Origin of the sequence: Pseudomonas sp. Irchel 3A7 (assembly GCF_900187565.1) — a bacterium.
GTDB lineage: Bacteria > Pseudomonadota > Gammaproteobacteria > Pseudomonadales > Pseudomonadaceae > Aquipseudomonas.
This window is the reverse complement of the sequence record NZ_FYED01000011.1, coordinates 39,227-63,127: the sequence shown is the minus strand read 5'-3', so window position 1 is coordinate 63,127 and position 23,901 is coordinate 39,227. Positions and strand designations below refer to the sequence as shown.

The following is a 23,901-nucleotide window of genomic DNA, read 5'->3' as shown; positions in this document are numbered from 1 at the left end:
GTAAACCCGCGAGAATCAGATCGGCTGCCAGGCCGCCATCGCTGCGATACGGCGACCCGACAAGCCAGCTCCCACAGGGCACGGCGTACACCCACCAAGCAGGTCGAGTGTCAGCTCGCCTGCTTTTGATTTTGATCCACCCGCCCCATCGGCAGGCTGAGTGGAGGTGTTCATCCGGGGAGTGGCGCGTAGCGCCGTTCGACGTAGTCGAACACGCTGCATGTAGGTGCAGCGAAGCCAACCGGAGGGCAGTGTCCCCGGATGAATGCCGGAGCGAAGAAACGCCGAGCCTTGGCGAGGGGCCGGGCGCCGGGGCGAGACCTTTGGTTCCTTTGGGCTGGGCCGGCACTCCGGCGTTTGCCAAAGGGACTCGCCGTAAGGGCGAAACCATAGGTGGCCGTTACCGCAGCAATGGATATGTACTCAACAAAAGACAGGTCGGCTGTCAGGCCGCCTTCGCGAGCAGGCTCGCTCCCACAAGGGATTGGTGCATCCGCCAAAATCAGGTCGACTGTCAGGCCGCCTTCGCTGCGATGCGGCGACCCGACAAGCCAGCTCCCACAGGGGATTGGTGCATCCGCCAAAGTCAGGTCGGCTGTCAGGCCGCCTTCGCTGGCAAGCCAGCTCCCACAGGGGATTGGGTGCATCCGCCAAAATCAGGTCGGCTGTCAGGCCGCCTTCGCTGCGATGCGGCGACCCGACAAGCCAGCTCCCACAGGGGATTGGGTGCATCCGCCAAAATCAGGTCGGCTGTCAGGCCGCCTTCGCTGCGATGCGGCGACCCGACAAGCCAGCTCCCACAGGGGATTGGTGCATCCGCCAAAATCAGGTCGGCTGTCAGGCCGCCTTCGCTGCGATGCGACGACCCGGCAAGCCTGCTCCCACAGGGATCGATTCAGCACTCGGCATTCACGTTTCCTCACAAACGCGACACAAAATCCCTACAAAATACTGAGCTTGCTACCTGTCAACCTGCCGAACAGGCGTATATAAAAGCACCCTTCTGTCGTAGCGCACGTGAAGAACCGTTCATCTTCGGCCTCTACGGTTGACCACGAGAAGCCGATTACGCATGTTGTTTCATTTACGCAGGCTGGGGCTGAAACGCAGCATGTCCAGCCCGGTATCGACCCAACGCTCAGCCTCGGTGTGCAGCTGGAAACTGTCCGGCGCGAGCAACCATTGGTACAGCAGGCCGTCTATATAAGCATGAATGCTGATGGCGGCGCGGGCGGTGTCGAGTTCTTCCGGCAGCTGCCCGCGGTTCACGGCATTACGCAGGGTCAGGCCGATGCGCATGTTGCAGTCCAGGCTGGCGGTCCGGCGCTGCTGGCGCAGATCGCACATTTCATCGGTGAATTCGCACTTATGAAACAGAATCTCGTTGATGCGCCGGGTCTTGGGATCCAGCGCAACTTCATGAAACAAATGAATCAGCAGCCGGCGCATGCAGCCCAGCGGGTCGAGTTCGTCTTCGCTCTCCGCGGCCTTGGCCAGTTCATCAAGGGGTTCATGCAAGCTGTCGAGCATGGCCTGCACCAGATCGGCCTTGTTGCTGAAATGCCAATAGATGGCGCCACGGGTGACGCCGGCCAGGGTCGCGATGTCCGCCAGCGTCGTGCGGGCCACGCCCCGCTCGAAAAAGGCTTTTTCGGCCGCCTCGAGTATCTGGCTGCGGGTTTCTTGAGCTTCCTCTTTGGTGCGACGGACCATGGCAGTACAACCTCAATCAGGGTGCTTCAGCGATGTCTGAATATCAGCTGAATAAAAGTGGGGCGAGCGTTCTTGGGCATCGTCCCCGGGCCTACAATTCGAACCTTGCGACGGCTTCTGTAACAGCGAGGGTACACAGCCAAGGTATTTACAAACAACCGTGAATGTAAGTATATTCCTTAGCAAGCTACTTATCCACCCGGTACCCCATTTTTAACGTTCCATCTTTTCTTGTGCGTTTTTTGCGCGCCTGACCCGAGGATTTTCATGCAATTCAAGCCAGCTGTTACCGCTCTGGTCGCCGCCGTCGCCCTTGCATCGCTGCTCAGTGGATGCAAAAAGGAAGAAGCGGCACCCGCCGCACCACCGCCTCAGGTCGGCGTCGTCACCCTGCAGCCGCAAACGTTTACGTTGACTTCCGAACTGCCGGGCCGCACCAGCGCGTTCCGCATCGCCGAAGTGCGTCCGCAGGTCAATGGCATCATTCTCAAGCGTCTGTTCAAGGAAGGCGGCGATGTCAAAGCCGGCCAGCAGCTGTACCAGATCGATCCGGCGGTCTATGAAGCGACCCTGAAAAGCGCCGAGGCCAACCTGCGCTCGACCAAGTCGATCTCCGACCGCTACCAGCAACTGGTCAACGAGCAGGCCGTGAGCCGTCAGGAATACGACACCGCCGTGGCCAACCGTCTGCAGTCGGAAGCCGCGCTGCAATCGGCCCAGATCAACGTGCGCTACACCAAGGTCTACGCACCGCTGACCGGCCGTATCGGTCGTTCTTCGGTGACCGAGGGCGCGCTGGTCAGCAACGGCCAGACCGAAGCGATGGCGGTCATTCAGCAACTCGACCCGATTTACGTCGATGTCACCCAATCCTCGGTCGAACTGCTGCAATTGCGCCGCGAATTGGAAAGCGGCCGCCTGCAGAAGGCCGGCGACAATGCAGCAAAGGTCAAGCTGACCCTTGAGGACGGCAGCCATTACCAGCAGGAAGGCAAGCTGGAGTTCTCCGAAGTCTCGGTTGACCAGACCACCGGCTCCGTGACCCTGCGTGCCGTATTCCCGAATCCTGATCACACCCTGCTGCCAGGCATGTTCGTGCACGCCCAGTTGCAGGCCGGTGTGAACAGCGCGGCGATTCTGGCCCCGCAGCAAGGCGTGACCCGCGACCTCAAAGGTTCCCCGACCGCGCTGGTCGTCGGTCCCGACAACAAGGTCGAACTGCGTCAGCTCAAGGCCAGCCGCACCGTGGGCAACCAATGGCTGATCGAAGACGGCCTGAAGGCCGGCGATCGCCTGATCACCGAAGGACTGCAATTCGTCAAACCTGGCATCGAAGTCAAGGCCAGTGAGGCGACCAACGTTGGCGCAAGGAACCCGGCCCCCGCGAAAGCAGCTGAACAGGCTTCCGTCGGCAAAGGGGAGTAAACCATGTCGAAATTTTTTATCGACCGTCCGATTTTTGCCTGGGTAATTGCCCTGGTGATCATGCTGGTCGGGGCACTATCGATCCTCAAACTGCCGATCAACCAATACCCGAGCATTGCGCCGCCCGCGATCGCCATCTCCGTGACCTACCCGGGCGCTTCCGCGCAAACCGTGCAGGACACCGTGGTGCAGGTGATCGAACAGCAGCTCAACGGTATCGACAACCTGCGTTATGTGTCCTCGGAAAGTAACTCCGACGGCACCATGACCATCACCGCGACCTTCGAGCAAGGCACCAACTCCGACACCGCGCAGGTTCAGGTCCAGAACAAACTGAACCTGGCCACCCCGCTGCTGCCGCAAGAAGTGCAGCAGCAGGGTATCCGCGTGACCAAGGCAGTGAAAAACTTCCTGTTGGTGATCGGCGTGGTTTCCCGTGACGGCAGCATGACCAAGGACGACCTGTCCAACTACATCGTGTCCAACATGCAGGACCCGATCTCGCGGACGGCCGGCGTCGGTGACTTCCAGGTATTCGGCTCCCAATACGCCATGCGTATCTGGCTCGATCCGGCCAAGTTGAACAACTACAACCTGACCCCGATTGACGTCAAAACCGCCATCGCCGCACAAAACGTCCAGGTGTCGTCCGGTCAGCTCGGCGGCTTGCCTGCCCTGCCCGGCACGCAGCTGAACGCGACGATCATCGGCAAGACCCGCCTGCAGACCGCTGAGCAGTTCGAAAAGATCCTGCTCAAGGTCAACAAGGACGGTTCCCAGGTTCGCCTGAAAGATGTCGCCGACGTCGGTCTGGGGGGTGAAAACTACAGCATCAACGCCCAGTTCAACGGCGCTCCGGCGTCGGGCCTGGCGGTGAAACTGGCCACCGGTGCCAACGCCCTCGACACGGCGAAAGCACTGCGCAAGACCATCGATAACCTCAAGCCGTTCTTCCCGCAAGGGATGGAAGTGGTGTTCCCGTACGACACCACCCCGGTGGTGACCGAATCGATCAAGGGCGTGGTTCACACCCTGGTTGAAGCGGTCGCGCTGGTGTTCCTGGTGATGTTCCTGTTCCTGCAAAACTTCCGCGCCACGGTCATCACCACAATGACCGTGCCGGTGGTATTGCTCGGTACGTTCGGCATCCTCGCCGCCGCCGGTTTCAGCATCAACACCCTGACCATGTTCGGTATGGTGCTGGCCATCGGCTTGCTGGTGGATGACGCCATCGTCGTGGTGGAAAACGTCGAACGGGTGATGAGCGAAGAAGGCCTGTCACCCAAGGAAGCTACCAAGAAATCCATGGGGCAGATCCAGGGCGCCCTGGTCGGTATCGCCCTGGTGCTGTCGGCGGTACTGCTGCCGATGGCGTTCTTCAGCGGTTCCACCGGTGTGATCTACAAGCAGTTCTCGATCACCATCGTCTCGGCCATGGCCCTGTCGGTACTGGTTGCGCTGATCTTCACCCCGGCGCTGTGCGCCACCATGCTCAAGCCGATTCCGAAAGGCGAGCACGGCACGCCCAAACGCGGCTTCTTCGGCTGGTTCAACCGTAACTTCGACCGTGGCGTTCGCAGCTACGAGCGCGGCGTGGGCAACATGCTGGCGCAAAAAGCCCCCTACCTGCTGGCCTACATCCTCATCGTGGTCGGCATGATCTGGCTGTTCACCCGGATTCCGACGGCGTTCCTGCCGGAAGAAGACCAGGGCGTACTGTTCGCCCAGGTGCAGACCCCGGCCGGTTCGACGTCCCAGCGTACCCAGGTGGTGGTGGACGAGATGCGTGAGTTCTTGTTGCGTCCAGGCAACGAAGGCGGTGAAGGCGATGCGGTGAACTCGGTGTTTACCGTGACCGGCTTCAACTTCGCCGGCCGTGGCCAGAGTTCGGGCATGGCGTTCATCATGCTCAAGCCGTGGGATGAACGTAACGCCGACAACAGCGTGTTCAAGGTCGCAGCCCGTGCGCAGCAGCACTTCTTCACCTTCCGTGACGCCATGGTGTTCGCCTTTGCGCCACCGGCGGTACTGGAACTGGGTAACGCCACTGGTTTCGACGTGTTCCTGCAAGACCGCGCCGGTATCGGTCACGACAAGCTGATGGAGGCCCGCAACCAGTTCCTCGGCATGGCGGCGCAGAGCAAAGTGCTGACGCAAGTGCGTCCGAACGGCCTGAACGACGAACCGCAATACCAACTGGAAATCGATGACGAGAAGGCCAGTGCCCTGGGCATTACCATCGCCGACATCAACAACACCCTGTCGATTGCCCTGGGCAGTAGCTACGTCAATGACTTCATCGACCGCGGTCGGGTGAAGAAGGTGTACGTACAAGGCCGTCCCGGTGCCCGCATGAGCCCTGAAGACCTGCAGAAGTGGTACGTGCGCAACAGCGTCGGCACCATGGTTCCGTTCTCGGCGTTCGCCAAGGGCGAGTGGATCTACGGTTCGCCGAAACTGGCCCGTTACAACGGCGTGGAAGCGATGGAAATCCTCGGTGCCCCGGCCCCCGGTTACTCCACCGGTGAAGCCATGGCCGAAGTCGAAGCCCTGGCCCAGAAACTACCGGCCGGTGTCGGTATTTCCTGGACCGGTCTGTCCTACGAGGAACGTTTGTCCGGCTCCCAGGCGCCTGCGTTGTATGCCCTGTCGCTGCTGATGGTGTTCCTGTGTCTGGCGGCGCTGTATGAAAGCTGGTCGATTCCGATCGCGGTGATGTTGGTGGTACCGTTGGGGATCATCGGTGCGCTGATGGCCACCAGCCTGCGCGGTTTGTCCAACGACGTGTACTTCCAGGTGGGCCTGTTGACGACCATCGGCCTGGCGGCGAAAAACGCCATTCTGATCGTCGAGTTCGCCAAGGAACTGCACGAGCAAGGGCGCAGCCTGCGCGATGCGGCGATCGAAGCCTCCCGCATGCGTCTGCGGCCGATCATCATGACCTCGCTCGCGTTCGTCCTCGGTGTGGTACCACTGGCTATTTCCACGGGCGCAGGCTCCGGTAGCCAGCATGCCATCGGTACCGGTGTGATTGGCGGTATGATCACCGCCACCGTACTGGCGATCTTCTGGGTACCATTGTTCTTCGTCACCGTATCGTCCTTGGGCCAGCGCAAAGTCGCCGACCAGGACGCTGCCATTGAACCTTCTAAAGAGGCTGGCTAATGAGCAAGTCGCTACTCTCCCTGGCAGTCGCCGCCTTCGTGCTCGGTGGCTGCTCGCTGATACCTGATTATCAGCAGCCGGATGCTCCGGTGGCAGGTCAGTACCCGCAAGGTCCGGCGTACTCGCCGGCCCAGGCGCCTGCGCAGGCGGCTGCCGAGCAAGGCTGGAAGCAGTTTTTCCATGACCCGGCGCTGCAGCAGCTGATCCAGGTGGCCCTGGAAAACAACCGTGACCTGCGTGTCGCGGCCCTGAACATCGACGCCTTTGCGGCTCAATACCGCATCTCCCGCGCCGATCTGTTCCCGGCTGTTTCGGCCAACGGCACCGGCAGCCGCCAGCGTGTTCCGGCCAATGCTTCGCAAACCGGCGAGGCGGACATCACCAGTTCCTACTCGGCCACCGTCGGTATCAGCGCCTATGAACTCGACCTGTTCGGCCGGATTCGCAGCCTGAACGAAGAAGCGCTGCAGAAGTACTTCGCCACCGAAGAAGGCCGGCGCAGCACCCAGATCAGCCTGGTGGCCAGTGTGGCCAATGCCTACCTGACCTGGCAGGCCGACAAGGAGCTGTACAAGCTGACCCAGGACACCCTGGCCGCGTTCGAGGAGAGCTACAAGCTCACCGCCCGCAGCAACGAAGTGGGGGTCGCCTCGGCCCTGGACCTGGCGCAGTCGCGGACCTCGGTGGAAAACGCCCGTGCGCAACTGGCCCGTTACACCCGCCAGGTCGCCCAGGATGAAAACAGCCTGGTGCTGCTGCTCGGCACCGGCATCCCGGCCAACCTGCAAGCGGCCAGACCGCTTAACGACGATTTGCTGAGCGACGTACCGCCCGGTCTGCCGTCGGACCTGCTGCAACGTCGTCCGGACATCCTGCAAGCCGAGTACAACCTCAAGGCCGCCAACGCCAACATCGGCGCGGCGCGGGCCGCGTTCTTCCCGAGCATCAGCCTGACCGCCAATGCCGGGACCCTGAGTCCGGACCTGTCCGGGCTGTTCAAGGGCGGTTCGGGCACCTGGCTGTTCCAGCCGCAGATCAACCTGCCGATCTTCAACGCCGGCAGCCTGCGCGCCAGCCTGGACTACTCGAAAATCCAGAAAGACATTGGCGTGGCGAACTACGAGAAGTCCATTCAAACGGCCTTCCAGGAAGTCGCCGACGGCCTGGCCGCCCGTGAGACCTACACCCATCAGTTGCAGGCGCAGCGTGACTTCGTCACCGCCAACCAGGATTACTACCGCCTGGCCGAGCGTCGCTACCGCATCGGTGTCGACAGCAACCTGACCTTCCTCGATGCCCAGCGCCAGCTGTTCAGTGCCCAACAGGCGCTGATCACCGACCGTCTGGCGCAACTGGTCAGCGCGGTCAACCTGTACAAGGCATTGGGCGGTGGCTGGAACGAACAGACGGCGAAGAACGAGCCGTTGAAAGAAGAAGCGCCGAAGCTGAAGTTGTTCTGATAGCGCTGTGAACACAGGAAGCCCACCTCTTGGTGGGCTTTTTGTTGGCTGCGGGAAAAAGTGTGCTGGCCGTACTGGCCTCATCGCTGGCAAGCCAGCTCCCACAGGTTCTCAAAGGTCCACAAAATTTGTTTACGACACGGACACTGTGGGAGCTGGCTTGCCAGCGATGAGGCCCACAAGAACAGCACAAACTCCAGATCAATCTTATGTTCGATAATCGCCCAGAACCTTCTTTCACAGATTGAACCATCCAGTACATTCACATCACCATTCGAATCACAAAACCAATAACAACAGGTTCGACACCATGCCCCCGCGCCCCGCCCTGTCCGGTTGATCCCCCAGGCTTCACCCCAGCATGTCGACTTCATGTCTGCACCGTCCCGGATGCGGCATTACCCCGTTTCATCCCCAAGAATTAGAGAGACCCGAACCCATGACGCCTTCCACCGCGCAGTACTTCGTTCCCAGCCTGATTGCCGCTGCCCTGGCCAGCGCTGCCCTGCCCGCCCAGGCCGAGGAGCCGGGCTTTGTCGAAGGCGCCAAGGTCAACCTGAACCTGCGCAACTTCTACATCAACCGCAACTTCACCAACCCGACCAAGGCGCAGGGCAAGGCTGAGGAATGGACACAGAGTTTCATCCTCGACGCCAAGTCCGGTTTTACTCAGGGTACCGTCGGGTTCGGCCTGGATGTGCTGGGGCTGTACTCGGTGAAACTCGATGGCGGCAAAGGCACCGGCGGTACGCAACTGCTGCCGTTGGATAGCGATGGGCGCCCGGCGGACAACTTCGGCCGTACCAACGTGGCGTTCAAGGCCAAACTGTCGCAGACCGAAGTGAAGGTGGGCGAATGGATGCCGGTGTTGCCGATCCTGCGTTCGGACGATGGTCGCTCGCTGCCGCAAACCTTCCGTGGCGGCCAGATCACCTCAAAGGAAATCAATGGCCTGACGCTCTACGGCGGTCAGTTCCGCCAGAACAGCCCGCGCGACGACAGCAGCATGGATGACATGTCGATGACCGGCAAAGCCGCGTTCACCTCGGACCGGTTCAATTTCCAGGGCGGCGAATACCTGTTCAACGAAAAGCGCACCCAGATCGGTGTGTGGAACGCCGAACTCAAGGACATCTACAGCCAGCAATTCATCAACCTGACCCACAGCCAACCCGTCGGCGACTGGACCCTGGGCGCCAACCTGGGTTTCTTCTACGGCAAGGATGACGGCAGCGCCCGCGCCGGCGAGTTGGACAACAAGACGATGTACGGTCTGTTCTCGGCCAAATACGGTGGAAACACCTTTTATGTGGGTCTGCAAAAACTCACCGGCGACAGCCCGTGGATGCGGGTCAACGGCACCAGCGGCGGCACACTGGCCAATGACAGCTACAACTCCAGCTACGACAACGCCCGGGAAAAATCCTGGCAAGTGCGCCACGACTACAACTTCGTCGCCCTCGGCGTGCCAGGCCTGACCCTGATGAACCGCTACATCAGTGGCGATAACGTACACACCGGCACGATCACCGATGGCAAGGAATGGGGGCGCGAAAGTGAACTGGGCTATACCGTGCAAAGCGGCGCGCTGAAAGACCTGAACGTGAAATGGCGCAACTCGACCATGCGCCGCGACTACAGCAACAACGAGTTCGACGAGAACCGGGTGATCATCAGCTATCCGATCAGCCTGTTGTAAATCTCAAGTACGTCTTCGCGAGCAGGCTCGCTCCCACAGTTAACCGAGTTTTCCCTGAAGGAATGCGGTCGTCTGTGGGAGCGAGCCTGCTCGCGATGGCGTCAGATCTGGCGGCACAAATCGCCGGGAATCACTCCCGCGATTCAACCCCCAACTCATCCCACACCGACTCCGCCAGGTGGAACGTGGCATTGGCCGCCGGGATGCCGCAGTAGATCGCACTCTGCATGATCACTTCCTTGATCTCGCCGCGGCTGACGCCATTGTTGGCGGCCGCGCGCAGGTGCAGTTTGAGCTCACCCTCGCGGTTCATGCCGATCAGCATGGCGATGGTGATCAGGCTGCGGGTGTGGCGCGGCAGGCCCGGGCGGGTCCAGATGTCGCCCCAGGCATGGCGGGTGATCATCTCCTGAAACTCCGAGTTGAACTCGGTCAGGGTGGTCAGGCTGCGGTCAACGTGAGCATCGCCCAGAACGGCGCGACGGACCTTCATGCCTTCGTCGTAACGTTGTTTCTCGTCCACGGATTTTCCCTCAACGAGCCTGCAGAAAGGCCAGTACGCGATCGCTGAAATCCGCGCCGGCCTGAACGTTGGACAAGTGCGCGGCATAGAACTCGGCGTACTCGGCACCCGGCACGTGTTCCTGAATGAAATGCCCGCCGGACGGCGGCGTGACCGCATCCTGGGTGCCGGCAATCACCAGCAGCGGCGCCTTGATCGAGGACAATTGATCGCGGAAATCGGCATCGCGCACTGCCGCGCAATTGGCCGCATAGCCTTGCGGTGAAGTGGCCGCCAGCATGTCGGTGATTTGCTTGGCCGCTGCCGGGTTAGCCTCGGAGAAGTCCGGGGTGAACCAGCGGGCAATCGACGCATCGCGCAAGGCGACCATGGCCGCGGCACCGTCGCGCAGTACGGTTTCGATGCGCGGGTTCCACACCGACGGATCGCCGATTTTCGCCGCGGTGTTGCACACGATCAGTTTGTTCAGGCGCTCGCCGGCGTTGATGCCCAGCCATTGCCCGATCAGCCCGCCCATGGACAGCCCACAGAAATGTGCGCGTTCGATGTGCAGCGCATCCAGCAGCGCCAAAACGTCATGGCCCAGTTGTTCGATGCTGTACGGCCCTGGTGTCACCAGGGATTGGCCGTGACCACGGGTGTCGAAGCGCAGCACACGGAAATGCTCGCTGAACGCGGGGATTTGCGCGTCCCACATGTGCAGGTCGGTGCCCAGGGAGTTGGACAGCACCAGTACCGGCGCATCCACCGAGCCATCGAGTTGCGGCCCTTGAATTTGGTAGTGCAGTTCGCCATCGGCGAGTTGAACGAAAGCCACAGCAATCTCCTTCAGGCAGTCAATGCAGAATGTTCAGCCACCGCTCGCTCGACCCAGGTGCGGGCCTGTCCGAGGTAGTGGGCGGGGTCCAGCAGATGATCGAGTTCTTCAGCCGACAGCTCGGCAGTCACTTGCGGCTCGTCGCCAAGCACCGCGCGCAGATGACGTTGTTCGGCCACGGCGCGTTTGCAACATTGCTCCAACAGGTGATGCGCGGCGTCGCGCCCGACCCGTTGCGCCAGGACGATGCTCACCGCTTCGGCCAGCACCAGGCCTTGGGTCAGATCGAGGTTGCGGAGCATGCGCCCGGCGTCCACTTCCAGCCCCTGCGTCACCAACAGCGCTTGCTTCAGGCTGCCGGACACCAGGCAGCAAATCTCCGGCAGGGTTTCCCACTCGGCATGCCACAGGCCGAGACTGCGCTCGTGTTCCTGCGGCATGGCGCTGAATAATGTCGAGAGCAGACCGGGTACGCGGGTTGCCGCGCCGATCAACACCGCCGCGCCCACCGGGTTGCGTTTGTGCGGCATGGTCGAAGAACCGCCCTTGCCCGGCGCCGACGGTTCGAACACTTCGCCCGCTTCGGTCTGCATCAACAGGCTGATGTCGCGACCGAGTTTGCCGAGGCTGCCGGCGATCAACCCGAGTACCGAGCCGAACTCCACCAGGCGATCACGCTGGGTGTGCCAGGGCTGATCGGGCAAGCCCAGTTGCAGCTCCTCGGCCAGAGCCTGGGCAATCGGCATCGCCTGCTCACCAAGCGCCGCGAGGGTGCCGGAAGCGCCACCGAATTGCAGCACCAGCAAACGCGGCTTGAGCTCTTGCAGACGCTGACGACTGCGGGTGACAGACCCCAGCCAGCCGGCGATCTTCATGCCGAGGGTGACCGGCGTCGCATGTTGCAACCAGGTACGTCCGGCCAACGGCGTGGCCACATAACGTTGGGCCTGGGTGGCGAGGGTTTGCCCCAGCTGCGCCAAATCGCTGTCGATCAGCTCCAGCGCCCGACGCAGTTGCAGCACCAGACCGCTGTCCATCACATCCTGACTGGTCGCGCCCAGATGCACATAACGTTCGGCCTCGGCATCCTGCGTTGCGATCTGCTTGCCCAATGCCTTGACCAACGGAATCGCCGAATTGCCGGCGCTGGCAATCGCTTCGCCGAGGGCGGCAAAGTCGAAATGCCCGGCCTGGCACGCGGCTTCGATCGGTGCCACTGCGGTTTGCGGTATCAGACCGACCCGCGCTTCGGCGCGGGCCAGCGCGGCTTCGAAGTCGAGCATGGCCTGGACCCGGCCCTGATCGCAGAACACGTCGCGCATATCGCGTGCAGTGAAATAGGCATCAAACAATTGATTGCCCGGTCGCTGGTTCATAAACAGTCCCTGCAAGTGCGGGCCGGTCAGGCCCGCGGGTATGAATCAAAGGTCGTGGTGCAAATACTTCGCTTGCTTGGGCAGACGCAGGCTGAACAGGAACGCGATCGCCATCATCACCGTCACGTACCAGTAGAAGGAGTTCTCCATGCCCACAGCTTTGAGGCTCAGAGCTACATACTCCGCCGATCCGCCGAAGATCGCATTCGCAACTGCATACGCCAGGCCGACGCCCAGTGCACGCACTTGCGGCGGGAACATTTCGGCTTTCACCAGGCCGCTGATCGAGGTGTAGAAACTGACGATAGCCAAGGCCAGGGTGATCAGCACAAAGGCCATGAACGGGCTGCTGACACTTTTCAGGCTCAGCAGAATCGGCACGGTGCACAGCGTACCCAAGGCACCAAACCACAGCATCGAACTGCGTCGGCCGATCTTGTCGGCGAGCATGCCGAACAACGGTTGCATGCACATATAAAGGAAGAGCGCGCCAGTCATGATGTAACTGGCGGTCTTGGGGTGCATGCCGGCGGTATTCACCAGGTACTTCTGCATGTAGGTGGTGAACGTGTAGAAAATCAGCGAGCCACCGGCGGTGTAGCCCAGCACGGTGATAAACGCGGCTTTATGGTCGCGGAACAACGCACGGATGCTGCCGGCGTCCTTGTTTTCGCGCATTTCCTTGCTGGTGGTTTCTTTCAGCGACCGACGCAGATACAGGGAAACCAGTGCCGCCATGGCACCCACCACGAACGGAATCCGCCAGCCGTAGGCCCGCAAATCTTCTTCTGTCAGGAACTGTTGCAGAATCACCACCAGCGACACCGCCAGTAATTGTCCGCCGATCAGCGTGACGTACTGGAACGACGCAAAGAAACCGCGCTGCCCCTTGAGCGCAACTTCGCTCATGTAGGTGGCGGTAGTGCCGTACTCACCGCCCACCGACAGGCCCTGGAGCAAACGGGCGAACAGCAGCAGGATCGGCGCCCAGACCCCGATGCTGGCGTAGGTCGGCAGACACGCGATGAGCAACGAGCCGAAACACATCATCAGAATCGAGATCAACATCGAATTCTTGCGCCCGTGCTTGTCCGCGACACGGCCGAAGATCCAGCCGCCGATCGGTCGCATCAGGAACCCGGCGGCAAACACGCCCGCGGTATTGACCAACTGCACCGTGGGGTTGTCGGAGGGAAAGAAGGCAGGCGCGAAATAGATCGCACAGAAGGCGTAGACGTAGAAGTCGAACCATTCGACGAGGTTGCCGGACGAAGCGCCGACAATGGCGAAGATCCGTTTGCTGCGCTCTTCGCCGGTGTAGAGACCGATGGTAGCTGTAGGGGTTGTCATTGTTTTTTCACTCAATGGGGACCGTGAGAGTCTAGACACATTTTGCAACAGTCCCGTTCCGCAAGATCAGCAACATGAATTCCCTGTGGGAGCGAGCCTGCTCGCGAAAGCGGTGTGTCATTCAGCATTGATGGCATTGACACGACGTCTTCGCGAGCAGGCTCGCTCCCACAGGTATTGTTGTGCTCGATCAATAATCGAAGAACACCGTCTCCGCATCAGTGCCCTGCAGAATCACATTCCACTGGTAAACACCGCTCGCATCCTGCTTCGCCAACAAGGTGCCGCGACGTTCGGCCGGCACGCATTCCAGCAGTGGATCGTTCACGTTGGCCGGTTCGCCCTCAAAGTAAATCCGCGTCAGCAAGTGCTTGACCAGGCCACGGGCAAACACCAGCACCACCAGATGCGGCGCCTGGGTCGTGCCTTTGAGGCCTTCGACCGTGCCCGGTTTGATCGTGGTGAAACGGAAACGCCCTTCGGCATCCACCGGCACCCGACCAAAGCCTTCAAAGTTCGGGTCCAGGGGCTTGTCCTGGTCGTCCTCCGGGTGGTCGTATTTGCCGGCGGCGTTGGCCTGCCAGACTTCCAGCATCGCGTCGTTGACGATATCGCCATTGCCATCGACCACTTGCCCGGTGATCGCCACGCGCTCGCCCAGGGTTTGTTCGACGGTCAGGTTTTCGCGGTTCAGCCAGGTCAGGCCGATGTGGTAGTACGGCCCGACGGTGTGGGACGTGGTCGCAGTCAGCGTCATCTTATTTCTCCATCGGCGTGGCATCGCGGCCGCGCAATACGATGTCCCAGCGATAGCCGAGGGCATAGGAAGGGATGGTTTTTTCCAGATCGAAACTGGCGATCAGGCGCTCTTTGGCGCTGGTATCGGGCACGCAGTTGTAGATCGGGTCGTACGCCAGCAGCGGGTCGCCCGGGAAATACATCTGGGTGACCAGACGCGTCAGGATGCTCGGCCCGAACAGCGAGAAATGGATGTGCGCCGGGCGCCAGGCGTTGTGGTGGTTACCCCACGGATAGGCACCGGGCTTGATGGTCTGGAACTGGTACCAGCCATCGGCGTCGGTCACGGTGCGGCCGGTGCCGGTGAAGTTCGGGTCCAGCGGCGCGTCGTGCAGGTCGCGGGCATGGGCGTAACGACCGGCGGCGTTGGCCTGCCAGATCTCCACCAGAATCCCCGGTACCGGCAGACCGTTCTCGTCCAGCACACGGCCGTGAATGATGATCCGCTCACCCAGTGGTTCACCCTGGTGCTGGGCGGTCAGGTCGTTGTCCTTCTCATTGACGCGCTCGGCGCCAATGGTCGGCCCGGTGATTTCCGACAACGAATGCGGCAGGAACACCAACGGCTTGGACGGCGAGCGCAGGTTGGTGGATTGGTAGGTCGGGTGCAGGTAAGGCGGCTGGGTGCCTTCCTGCGGGCGACGGTAACCAGGCTTGTCAGTCATGAAACATTCCTCAGTTCTTATCAGTCTTCAGAGCGCGTCAGACGCGTTCGATCGCCAAGGCCAGACCCTGGCCAACACCGACGCACATGGTCGCCAGACCTTTCTTGCCACCGGTTTTTTCCAGCTGATGCAGCGCAGTCAGCACCAACCGTGCACCACTCATGCCCAATGGATGGCCCAAGGCAATGGCGCCACCGTTGGGGTTGACCTGAGGCGCGTCGTCCGCCAGGCCCAGTTCACGCAGCACCGCCAGGCCTTGGCTGGCGAAGGCTTCGTTCAGTTCGATCACGTCGAAATCACTGACCGCCACGCCCAGGCGCTCAGTCAGTTTGCGCACCGCCGGCACCGGGCCAATGCCCATCACTCGCGGAGCGACACCGGCGCTGGACATGCCCAGCACTTTGGCGCGAGCGGTCAGGCCGTGTTTTTTCACTGCTTCGGCCGAGGCCAGGATCAACGCCGCCGCGCCGTCGTTCACGCCCGACGCGTTGCCGGCGGTGACGGTTTTGTCAGGGCCATTGACCGGTTTCAACCTGGTCAGCGCTTCCAGCGTGGTGTCGGCGCGAGGATGTTCGTCCTGGCTGACCACGGTTTCACCTTTCTTGTGGGCAATGCGCACTTCGACGATTTCTTCGGCGAAATAGCCGGCAGCTTGCGCAGCGGCGGTGCGTTGCTGACTGCGCAGGGCAAAAAGGTCCTGATCTTCGCGAGACACTTCGTAGTCGTCGGCGACGTTGTCCGCCGTTTGTGGCATCGCATCCACACCGTACTGGGCTTTCATCAACGGGTTGATGAAACGCCAGCCGATGGTGGTGTCTTCAAGTTTCATGTTGCGCGAAAACGCCGCGTCGGCCTTGCCCATCACGAACGGTGCGCGGGACATCGACTCCACACCGCCGGCAATCGCCAGCTCCATCTCGCCACTGGCGATCGCACGGAATGCGGTGCCGATGGCGTCCATGCCCGACGCGCAGAGGCGATTGAGGGTGACGCCGGGAATGGTTTCCGGCAGCCCGGCCAGCAGCAGCGCCATGCGTGCCACGTTGCGGTTGTCTTCGCCGGCCTGGTTGGCGCAACCGAGGAACACCTCGTCCACTGCCGTCCAGTCCACCGATGGGTTGCGCTCCATCAGCGCCTTGATTGGCACAGCGGCCAGGTCGTCGGCACGAACCGTCGACAGGCCTCCGCCGAAACGGCCGATGGGGGTGCGAATGGCGTCGCAGATATAAACGTCACGCATCACGCTTCTCCGGGTGCTTGGCCGTGGGCCGCTGCGGTACGGGCTTCCAGATCGCGCAGAGCGGTCAGTTCGACCTCGGTCGGCTCGGCAGTGGTGTCGACGCTGTCGGCAAAACGGATCGGCCAACCGGTGGCGGCCGTCACTTGCTCGCGGGTCACACCCGGGTGCAGCGCGGTGACCACGAACTCATGAGTGCCCTCCTCGGGCTCCATGATGCACAGGTCGGTGATGATGCCGACAGGACCGGCGCCCGGCAGACCGAGGCGTTTACGCGAATCGCCGCCCTCACCGTGACCGACCGAGGTAATGAAGTCGAGCTTATCGACGAAAGAACGCGCTGATTGTTTGAGGATAATCAACACGCTCTTGGCGGAACCGGCAATTTCCGGCGCGCCGCCGGCACCCGGCAGACGGACCTTCGGTGCGTGGTAATCGCCGACCACGGTGGTGTTGATGTTGCCGAAGCGGTCAACCTGCGCCGCGCCGAGGAAACCGACGTCAATCCGGCCACCCTGCAGCCAGTAGCGAAAAATCTCGCCGGTCGGCACCACGGTGTCAGCGGTTTCCGCCAGTTCGCCATCACCGATCGACAGTGGCAGCACGCTTGGCTTGGCACCGATCGGGCCTGATTCGTAGATCAGTACCACATCCGGCGAAGACGTCAGGCGCGCCAGGTTGGCCGCTTTCGAGGGCAGGCCGATGCCCACGAAGCACACCGAGCCGTTCTTCAGGCGACGGGCAGCGGCAACGGTCATCATTTCATTGGTGGTGTAAGTCATTACTTAGCCTCCGAAGCGGCGGCCAGTTTGGCCTGGAACTCGCTGAAGTCAGCGCTGCCGTGGATGTACTCGTTGATCCACGCGGTGAAGGTGTCACGGTCGCGGGCAATCGGGTCCCAGGCCTGGTAGAAACGGTTGTCACGTTCGTTGTAACCGTGGGCGTAGGACGGATGCGCGCCCCCCGGTACGTGGCAGACGGCACTCAAGGCCCAGGTCGGCAGCACACAGGAGTTCATCGGCGCGTTGAGATCGTCGACGATTTCTTCCACGGTGACGATGCAACGCTTGGCAGCCAATGCGGCCTCTTTCTGCACGCCGAGAATGCCCCACAACAGCACGTTGCCCTTGCGGTCGGCTTTCTGCGCGTGAATCACGGTGATATCCGGACGCACCGAAGGCACTGCGGCGAGTACTTCACCGGTGAACGGGCAGGTCACGGACTTGATCAGCGGGTTGACCTTCGGCAAATCGGAACCGGCGTAGGCACGCAGCACCGCGAACGGCAGGCCGGATGCTCCCGCGACGTAGGCGTTGGCCAGGTCGGCGTGGCTGTGTTCTTCGATTTCCAGCGCATGGGGCCACTGTTTCTCGACCGCATCGCGCAGACGGTGCAGCGAACCGACACCCGGGTTACCGCCCCAGGAGAAAATCAGCTTGCGGGCACAACCGGCACCGATCAATTGGTCGTAGATCAGGTCAGGGGTCATCCGCACCAGGGTCAGGTCTTTCTTGCCCTGGCGAATGATTTCGTGACCGGCGGCCGTCGGGATCAGGTGAGTGAAGCCTTCGAGCGCAACGGTATCGCCGTCGTTTACGAATTGCTTCACTGCGTCATGCAGCGAAAGAATTTCAGCCATTGGGGCAGGCTCCCATTTGTTATTAACCAACAGTGGTCGAAAAAGGCGCCGATGCGCAGCGCCGGAATGACTTGAAGATTAAGCCTGTGAAAAACCTCAAACAATCCGATAATCGACTGAGTGTTCGTTTATCGAACACATTGTTGCATGCCTACCGATCCCAAAAGCTTCGCGAGCACGCTCGCTCCCACAAGGAAACGCGATCAACTGTGGGAGCGAGCCTGCTCGCGAAGAGGCCATCAAAATCACCCGAGATTCTTGATCAGCACCTCAAGTCGCATCCGCATGACTGACCACGCCCTTGATCACCACCGCCGCCGTCGCCAGCGCCGCCGGAATCACTAACGCCGTCAGCACTTGCTCGAAGTTCCAGCCCAGCCCCAGCAGCGTGGCGCCCATCCAGGCCCCGAGAATCGCGCCGAAACGGCCAATGCCGAGCATCCACGACACGCCGGTGGCGCGCCCCTGGGTCGGATAAAAACGCGCGGCCAGCGATGGCATCGCCGATTGCGCACCGTTGACACACATACCCGCCACCAGCACCAGAGTCGCCAACAGCGTGATACTGCCCAGGCTCTGCCCCACCGCGTAGGCAAACACCCCGGCCAGCAGGTAGAAAATGCCGATGACCTTGTGCGGATTGAACCGGTCCATCGCCCAACCCACGCCCACTGCGCTAAGCACACCACCGAACTGGAACAATGCACCGATGAACGCCGCTTGCTCCATGCTTGCGCCGCTGTCGCGCATCAGGGTCGGCAACCAGCTGGTCAGCAGATAAACGATCACCAACCCCATGAAATAGGTCAGCCACAACAACAAGGTGCCGACGCTGTAGGTGCCTGAGAAGATCACCGCAAACACGTTGCGCGCCTTCACGGTTTTCTGTTCCGGCACGCTGAAGCTCGCGGCCTGGGCGACCACCGCCGGGTCGATGGGCGCCAGCGTCTTGCGCACTTTGTCGGTGCCGCGGTTACGGACGACAAGGTAGCGCGCCGATTCCGGCAGCCAGAACAGCAAAACGACGGCAAGGATCAGTGGCAGAATCCCACCGATCAACAGCAGGCTATGCCAGCCGAACGCCGGAATCAGCTTGGCCGAAATGAATCCGCCACCGGCCATGCCGAGGTTGAAGCCACAGAACATGCTGGTCACCAGCAGGGATTTCTTGCGCTCCGGGGTGTATTCCGAGAGCAGTGTGGTGGCGTTCGGCATCCCGGCCCCCAACCCAAGGCCGGTGAGGAAGCGCAGCACCAACAATTGATCGACATTGGTGCTGTAAGCCGAAGCCAGGCTGAACGCTCCGAACAACAACACGGCGCCCACCAGTACGACTTTTCGTCCGAAACGGTCAGCCAATGGGCCGGAGCCCAGTGCGCCGAAAACCATGCCGATCAATGCCGCACTCATCACCGGGCCGAGGCTGGCGCGGTCGATGCCCCAGTCCTGAGACAGGGCCGGCGCGATGAAACCCATGGCCGCGGTGTCGAGGCCATCGAGAAAGACAATCAGGAAACACAGGATCACCACGCGCCACTGGTAGCGCGAAATGGGTTGAGCATTGATGAAGGACTGCACGTCGAGGCAGTTTCCTACAGCAGACTGAGGCTGGTTCATTATTTTTATTCCATGGATCGCAGTCGAACGGGGCCAGCCGACGCTGGCGCAGCCGCGACAGTAATAATCCAGGGGAAACAGCGTCAATTCAGTAAACGCGACTCTGTGCGTTTATCGAACAGCTTAGGCAAACAGTTGGGCGCTCAGATCGCGGCTTGCGCTTAACAAACCGGGGAGAAACCGCTGCTCCAGTTCGTTACGGCTGACCCGCCCTGCATGAGTGCTGACGTTGAGGGCCGCGACCACCTGACCGGAAGCGTCGTACACCGGAACGGCAATCGAACGCAGACCCTGCTCAAGTTCCTGGTCGACGATGCACCAACCTTGTTGCCGTACCTCCTGCAAACATTCGAGCAATGCTTCGGGGGTATGAATGGTGCGGCTGGTCTTGGCCTGCAGGTCGGCGTGGTCGAGGTACTCCCCCAGCGACGTGTCGTCCAGGGCGGCCAGCAGGATCCTGCCCATCGACGTGCAATACGCCGGCAGCCGACCGCCCACCGAGAGGTCCACAGAAATCAGACGCTGGGTGGTCGCCGAGCGGGCTATATAGAGAATGTCATCACCTTCCAGGGTGGCCATGTTGCAGGCCTCATGCAATTGCTCGCTCATGCGGTCCAGGTACGGCTGGGCAGAAACTGCCAGCGGCGTCGAGGAAACATAGGCATGGCCCAGGGTCAGCACCTTGGGCAGCAATGAGTAAGTGCGGCCGTCGGTGGTGGCGTAGCCGAGTTTGATCAGGGTATGCAGGCAACGTCTTACCGCGGCGCGGGGAATTTCCGTGCGGTGGCTGATCTGGGCAATGGTCAGGTGCCGTTTGCGCTCCTGGAACGCCTGCACGACTGCCAGCCCACGGGCCAGGGAGGTCATGAAATCCGGGTCACCGGTCAGGGCCTGGATCCGTTTGGCTGGCGATGCGACGATCGGCGGTGCCACTGAAGCGAAGGAATTGCGCAGTTGATCGTTCATATAAGGTCCTTTTCCCACACGGATCAGCGACTATTACAAGCGGCATGGGCCCGGCAAACAAGCCCGGCCAACCAAGATTGGGCGATTATCGAACCATCGACCGATAATCGCAATCGACTCCCACTACCTCCCAGCCTGCCAACGAGCCGGAATACGCACCTTTGCGTATGTTTTCGCGCAAACCTGAAGGCCGATTTAAAGGTGCATATAATTGCCCTAAGTTGTTCGACTTAATGGCGCCAGAAAGGCAGCGTTGCACACTGACATCAGCCAACGCACTAGTTGCCGGTAAAAGTTGCGGCCAACCAAAACAATCACACATCAAGATCTACTTTTAACTCTTTGGCGATAGTGTTCTGTGAATCGCTCGCTATAATGCAAATCAGTAGCCAGGCGACTTTTTACTCGCCGATCCCGCTACCCGGTGGCGCGATGTTCCATCGCTGCTGCCCCCGGCAAGCGTCCGACGCTGACTGCACCCGCATCGCCAACGCGCTCGCCGAAACAGGAAACTGATGCTACGTCAGCTATTTATCTCTGGTGCCGTGGCCGCCTGCAACATGGACGTACTGATCACCCTGCCGTAAAAACGATGCCTTTGTGGGCGTTGTCCTTCCGACGAGTGTGGTCAATACATTGAACGCAGCGCGTTTCACCAGAATTCATCTCAACTCAATCAGGTAGCACTGTGACGAAAGACGAACTGCGCGCGGAACTTGAGCGCCAGGAACAACGTTACAAGGAAGTTTACGGCGGGGAAGTCACCACCTACGCCGCCCAGCCCGAACCGGAACGCAAACCCTGGCGTAAACGCGCCACCGTTCAGGATCAGGTATTCAAGCAAGAACTGGAAAAAATGGAAAAGGAACTCAAAGCCGAAGAGCCATGAGCACCTCGGCTTGAATCCTTCCAGGGTCTGCGTTTGCTCCCGTTAAAAGCGGGATGTATTGATGTTGCCTTTTGCGCCCGCTACGAGCGGGCCGCGGCTACCTTGCCCATCTGACAGGGTAAAAGGCTCATATCTGACTCTCTCTTCAGAAATTTCACACAAGCGTTCAAATCCCTCCTTCACACGAGTAAAACCCTTGTGGCGACGGCGTTTCCAAAGAAATTCAACGACTTGCAAGCCCCGAAAAATCACCGGGGCTCAGGGCGCGGCTGCAAAATAATTCGTTGAAGAATGTTACCGATGAGCAGCTAGTGCATCGATTGACAGTCTTTTCTGGCATAATCGCGCCCCCTTATGACCGGGTCAGAAAACCTTCATGATCGATTTATTCAGCGGACTGGATGCTTGGGTGCTTGTGAGCCTCTTGCTCGCCCTGGCTTTTGTCCTCGCCTTCGAGTTCATCAATGGATTTCATGACACCGCTAACGCGGTAGCCACTGTTATCTACACCAAAGCGATGCCGCCTCATCTGGCGGTGTTCTTTTCCGGTGTGTTCAATTTCCTCGGCGTGTTGCTGGGCGGCGTTGGCGTGGCGTATGCCATCGTTCACCTGCTGCCGGTGGAGCTGCTGATCAACGTGAATACCGGCCATGGCCTGGCGATGGTGTTCTCGTTGCTCGCCGCAGCCATCACCTGGAACCTGGGCACCTGGTACTTCGGTATCCCCGCCTCCAGCTCCCATACGTTGATCGGCTCGATCCTCGGCGTGGGCCTGGCCAACGCCCTGATCAACGATATTCCGCTGGCCGACGGGGTGAACTGGCAAAAGGCGATCGATATCGCGATGTCGCTGGTGTTCTCGCCAATGGCAGGTTTCCTGATCGCCGCGCTGGTACTGATCGGTCTCAAATGGTGGCGTCCGCTGTCGAAGATGCACAAGACGCCGGAACAGCGCCGCAAGATCGACGACAAGAAACACCCGCCGTTCTGGAACCGCCTGGTGCTGGTGATCTCGGCCATGGCCGTGAGCTTCGTGCACGGTTCCAACGATGGTCAGAAAGGTATCGGCCTGATCATGCTGGTGCTGATCGGTATCGTGCCGGCGCAGTTCGTTCTTGACCTGAACAGCACCACCTACCAGATCGAGCGTACCCGCGACGCCACCTTGCACTTGAGCCAGTTCTACAAGCGCAATGCCGACTCCCTGGGCGAGTTCCTGGCCCTGGGCAAAAGCGTTTCAGGCGATCTGCCGGAGAAATTCCGCTGCAACCCGCAACAGACAGAACCCACCATTGACGCCCTTCTGGGTACCCTCAAGGGTGTAGCTGACTACCACTCGCTGTCGTCGGAAAGCCGCATCGAAGTACGTCGCTACCTGCTGTGCCTGGACGATACCGCGAAGAAAGTCGCCAAGTTGCCTGGCCTCGCCCCCCGTGAAAAGGCTGACCTGGACAAACTGCGCAAAGACCTGACCACCACCACCGAATACGCCCCGTTCTGGGTGATTCTGGCGGTTGCCCTGGCCTTGGGCCTGGGTACCATGGTTGGCTGGAAGCGCGTGGTATTGACCATCGGCGAGAAAATCGGCAAGCAAGGCATGACCTACGCCCAGGGCATGTCGGCGCAGATCACCGCCGCGTGCATGATCGGCATGGCCAACATCTTCAGCCTGCCGGTGTCCACCACCCACGTCCTGTCCTCGGGCGTCGCCGGGACCATGGTCGCCAACAAAAGCGGCCTGCAAGGCGGCACCGTCAGAACCATCCTGCTGGCCTGGGTACTGACCCTGCCGGCCACGGTCGCCCTGTCGGCCGGCCTGTTCTGGCTGGCTTCAAAGGCACTGGGTAGCTGATACGCAGTTGTACGAAAAAGGCGCGCTCCGTGAGGACCGCGCCTTTTTTATTGCTGTCTGTCACCACGAAACAACTGTGAGAGCGAGCCTGCTCACGAAAGCGGTCAAACAGACACCATTTTCATTGCGACGACTTCCGTCTTCGCGAGCAGGCTCACTCCCACAGTGAACTCTGCGAAGGCCGATTGATTTTCGCAGGCAAAAAAAAGGGCAACCGAAGTTGCCCAAAATGCCTTGCGTGCTCATTGCATCCAGAAAGACCTACGGTTTTTTCCGCTTGTGCGAATCCTTCCAGATAAAAAATCCGAACCCTGCAAAAAACACCAGCATGAGGCTGACGGTCAGCACTCCGGCGATCACCACGTTGTCGAAAAACATGACGCGTCTCCTGCAGTTGCCCTGTTGCGATGGGGTTAAGTTAACCAATCGGGCAGGAGAGAATATTGACCGGGATCAATGTTGCCCGGGACCGGGCATATAAGGAGGGAAAAACTGACCTGCATCAATCGATGCCGGGGGTTCAACGCTTTTTCGGCTTGTTCTTCGATTTGGTTTTTGGGCTTTTCTTCGCTTTCCCCAACGGCATGGCCTGTTCGAACGCCTGGCGCACTTCATTCAGGCGTTTGTCGTTAAGGTCATGGACACGCTTGGCGCGTTCGGCGTTGAGGTCGATCAGCTTGTCGTCTTGGCTCATGGCGTTCAGTGCATCG

20 protein-coding genes are annotated in these 23,901 nt (G+C 60.5%); 6 read left to right on the top strand and 14 right to left on the bottom strand.

What is annotated here, in order from left to right:
- Positions 1-1,080: 1,080 nt before the first annotated feature.
- Positions 1,081-1,713, bottom strand: coding sequence for an efflux system transcriptional repressor EmhR (emhR, locus tag CKW21_RS18605; RefSeq protein WP_095195414.1), 633 nt, complete (start codon positions 1,711-1,713; stop codon positions 1,081-1,083).
- Between the two features lie 267 nt (positions 1,714-1,980).
- Between emhR and emhA the strand changes: the two genes are divergently transcribed.
- The 4 genes from emhA to CKW21_RS18585 all read left to right on the top strand — a co-directional run bounded on the left by emhA (position 1,981) and on the right by CKW21_RS18585 (position 9,462).
- Positions 1,981-3,138: an efflux RND transporter periplasmic adaptor subunit EmhA gene (emhA, locus tag CKW21_RS18600; RefSeq protein WP_095195413.1), complete on the top strand. Its 1,158-nt coding sequence runs from the start codon at positions 1,981-1,983 to the stop codon at positions 3,136-3,138.
- 3 nt (positions 3,139-3,141) lie between these two features.
- Positions 3,142-6,303, top strand: a complete 3,162-nt coding sequence (gene emhB / locus CKW21_RS18595; RefSeq protein ID WP_095195412.1) for an efflux RND transporter permease subunit EmhB — start codon at positions 3,142-3,144, stop codon at positions 6,301-6,303.
- A complete protein-coding gene (gene emhC / locus CKW21_RS18590) occupies positions 6,303-7,763 on the top strand; it encodes an efflux RND transporter outer membrane subunit EmhC (RefSeq protein WP_095195411.1) in 1,461 nt (486 codons plus the stop codon). Before emhB ends, emhC begins: the two co-directional genes overlap by 1 nt.
- Before the next feature lie 439 nt (positions 7,764-8,202).
- Positions 8,203-9,462: an OprD family porin gene (locus CKW21_RS18585; protein ID WP_095195410.1), complete on the top strand. Its 1,260-nt coding sequence runs from the start codon at positions 8,203-8,205 to the stop codon at positions 9,460-9,462.
- 130 nt (positions 9,463-9,592) lie between these two features.
- Here CKW21_RS18585 and pcaC read toward each other — a convergent pair whose 3' ends face one another.
- The 11 genes from pcaC to pcaR form a co-directional block, all read right to left on the bottom strand.
- Positions 9,593-9,985, bottom strand: a complete 393-nt coding sequence (gene pcaC / locus CKW21_RS18580) for a 4-carboxymuconolactone decarboxylase (RefSeq protein ID WP_007976697.1) — start codon at positions 9,983-9,985, stop codon at positions 9,593-9,595.
- Positions 9,986-9,995: 10 nt separating this feature from the next.
- The gene (gene pcaD, locus CKW21_RS18575; protein WP_095195409.1) at positions 9,996-10,802 is read right to left on the bottom strand and encodes a 3-oxoadipate enol-lactonase; all 807 of its coding nucleotides are present in this window, start codon (positions 10,800-10,802) and stop codon (positions 9,996-9,998) included.
- An 11-nt stretch (positions 10,803-10,813) separates the two neighbouring features.
- Positions 10,814-12,178, bottom strand: a complete 1,365-nt coding sequence (locus tag CKW21_RS18570) for a 3-carboxy-cis,cis-muconate cycloisomerase (RefSeq protein WP_095195408.1) — start codon at positions 12,176-12,178, stop codon at positions 10,814-10,816.
- A 45-nt stretch (positions 12,179-12,223) separates the two neighbouring features.
- The gene (locus CKW21_RS18565; protein ID WP_095195407.1) at positions 12,224-13,528 is read right to left on the bottom strand and encodes an MFS family transporter; all 1,305 of its coding nucleotides are present in this window, start codon (positions 13,526-13,528) and stop codon (positions 12,224-12,226) included.
- A gap of 190 nt (positions 13,529-13,718) precedes the next feature.
- Entirely contained in the window at positions 13,719-14,285 is a 567-nt protein-coding gene (gene pcaG, locus CKW21_RS18560; protein WP_095195406.1) for a protocatechuate 3,4-dioxygenase subunit alpha, read from the bottom strand.
- A 1-nt stretch (position 14,286) separates the two neighbouring features.
- A complete protein-coding gene (gene pcaH, locus CKW21_RS18555) occupies positions 14,287-14,991 on the bottom strand; it encodes a protocatechuate 3,4-dioxygenase subunit beta (protein ID WP_095195405.1) in 705 nt (234 codons plus the stop codon).
- A 37-nt stretch (positions 14,992-15,028) separates the two neighbouring features.
- Positions 15,029-16,234 carry a 3-oxoadipyl-CoA thiolase gene (gene pcaF / locus CKW21_RS18550; protein WP_170948691.1) on the bottom strand — a complete coding sequence of 402 codons (1,206 nt, stop codon included), beginning with the start codon at positions 16,232-16,234 and terminating at the stop codon, positions 15,029-15,031.
- On the bottom strand, positions 16,231-17,010 hold the full coding sequence (locus tag CKW21_RS18545) for a CoA-transferase subunit beta (protein ID WP_095195403.1): 780 nt from the start codon (positions 17,008-17,010) through the stop codon (positions 16,231-16,233). The genes pcaF and CKW21_RS18545 overlap by 4 nt, the downstream gene beginning before the upstream one ends.
- Positions 17,010-17,867 (bottom strand): CoA transferase subunit A, encoded by an 858-nt coding sequence (locus CKW21_RS18540; protein ID WP_084321749.1) that lies wholly within the window; start codon positions 17,865-17,867, stop codon positions 17,010-17,012. The genes CKW21_RS18545 and CKW21_RS18540 overlap by 1 nt, the downstream gene beginning before the upstream one ends.
- Before the next feature lie 270 nt (positions 17,868-18,137).
- Positions 18,138-19,484, bottom strand: coding sequence for an MFS transporter (locus tag CKW21_RS18535; RefSeq protein WP_095195402.1), 1,347 nt, complete (start codon positions 19,482-19,484; stop codon positions 18,138-18,140).
- 123 nt (positions 19,485-19,607) lie between these two features.
- Positions 19,608-20,450: a pca regulon transcriptional regulator PcaR gene (gene pcaR / locus CKW21_RS18530; protein ID WP_095195401.1), complete on the bottom strand. Its 843-nt coding sequence runs from the start codon at positions 20,448-20,450 to the stop codon at positions 19,608-19,610.
- A 688-nt stretch (positions 20,451-21,138) separates the two neighbouring features.
- Here pcaR and CKW21_RS18525 point away from each other — a divergent pair.
- Both CKW21_RS18525 and CKW21_RS18520 read left to right on the top strand, forming a co-directional pair.
- Positions 21,139-21,339: a hypothetical protein gene (locus tag CKW21_RS18525; RefSeq protein WP_008056863.1), complete on the top strand. Its 201-nt coding sequence runs from the start codon at positions 21,139-21,141 to the stop codon at positions 21,337-21,339.
- A gap of 376 nt (positions 21,340-21,715) precedes the next feature.
- A complete protein-coding gene (locus CKW21_RS18520; RefSeq protein ID WP_095195400.1) occupies positions 21,716-23,191 on the top strand; it encodes an inorganic phosphate transporter in 1,476 nt (491 codons plus the stop codon).
- A gap of 261 nt (positions 23,192-23,452) precedes the next feature.
- Here the strand turns inward: CKW21_RS18520 and ccoM are convergent, their stop codons facing one another.
- The gene (gene ccoM / locus CKW21_RS32080) at positions 23,453-23,569 is read right to left on the bottom strand and encodes a cytochrome c oxidase subunit CcoM (RefSeq protein WP_008056860.1); all 117 of its coding nucleotides are present in this window, start codon (positions 23,567-23,569) and stop codon (positions 23,453-23,455) included.
- 142 nt (positions 23,570-23,711) lie between these two features.
- Positions 23,712-23,885 (bottom strand): hypothetical protein, encoded by a 174-nt coding sequence (locus tag CKW21_RS31530; protein WP_095195595.1) that lies wholly within the window; start codon positions 23,883-23,885, stop codon positions 23,712-23,714.
- Positions 23,886-23,901: the final 16 nt, after the last annotated feature.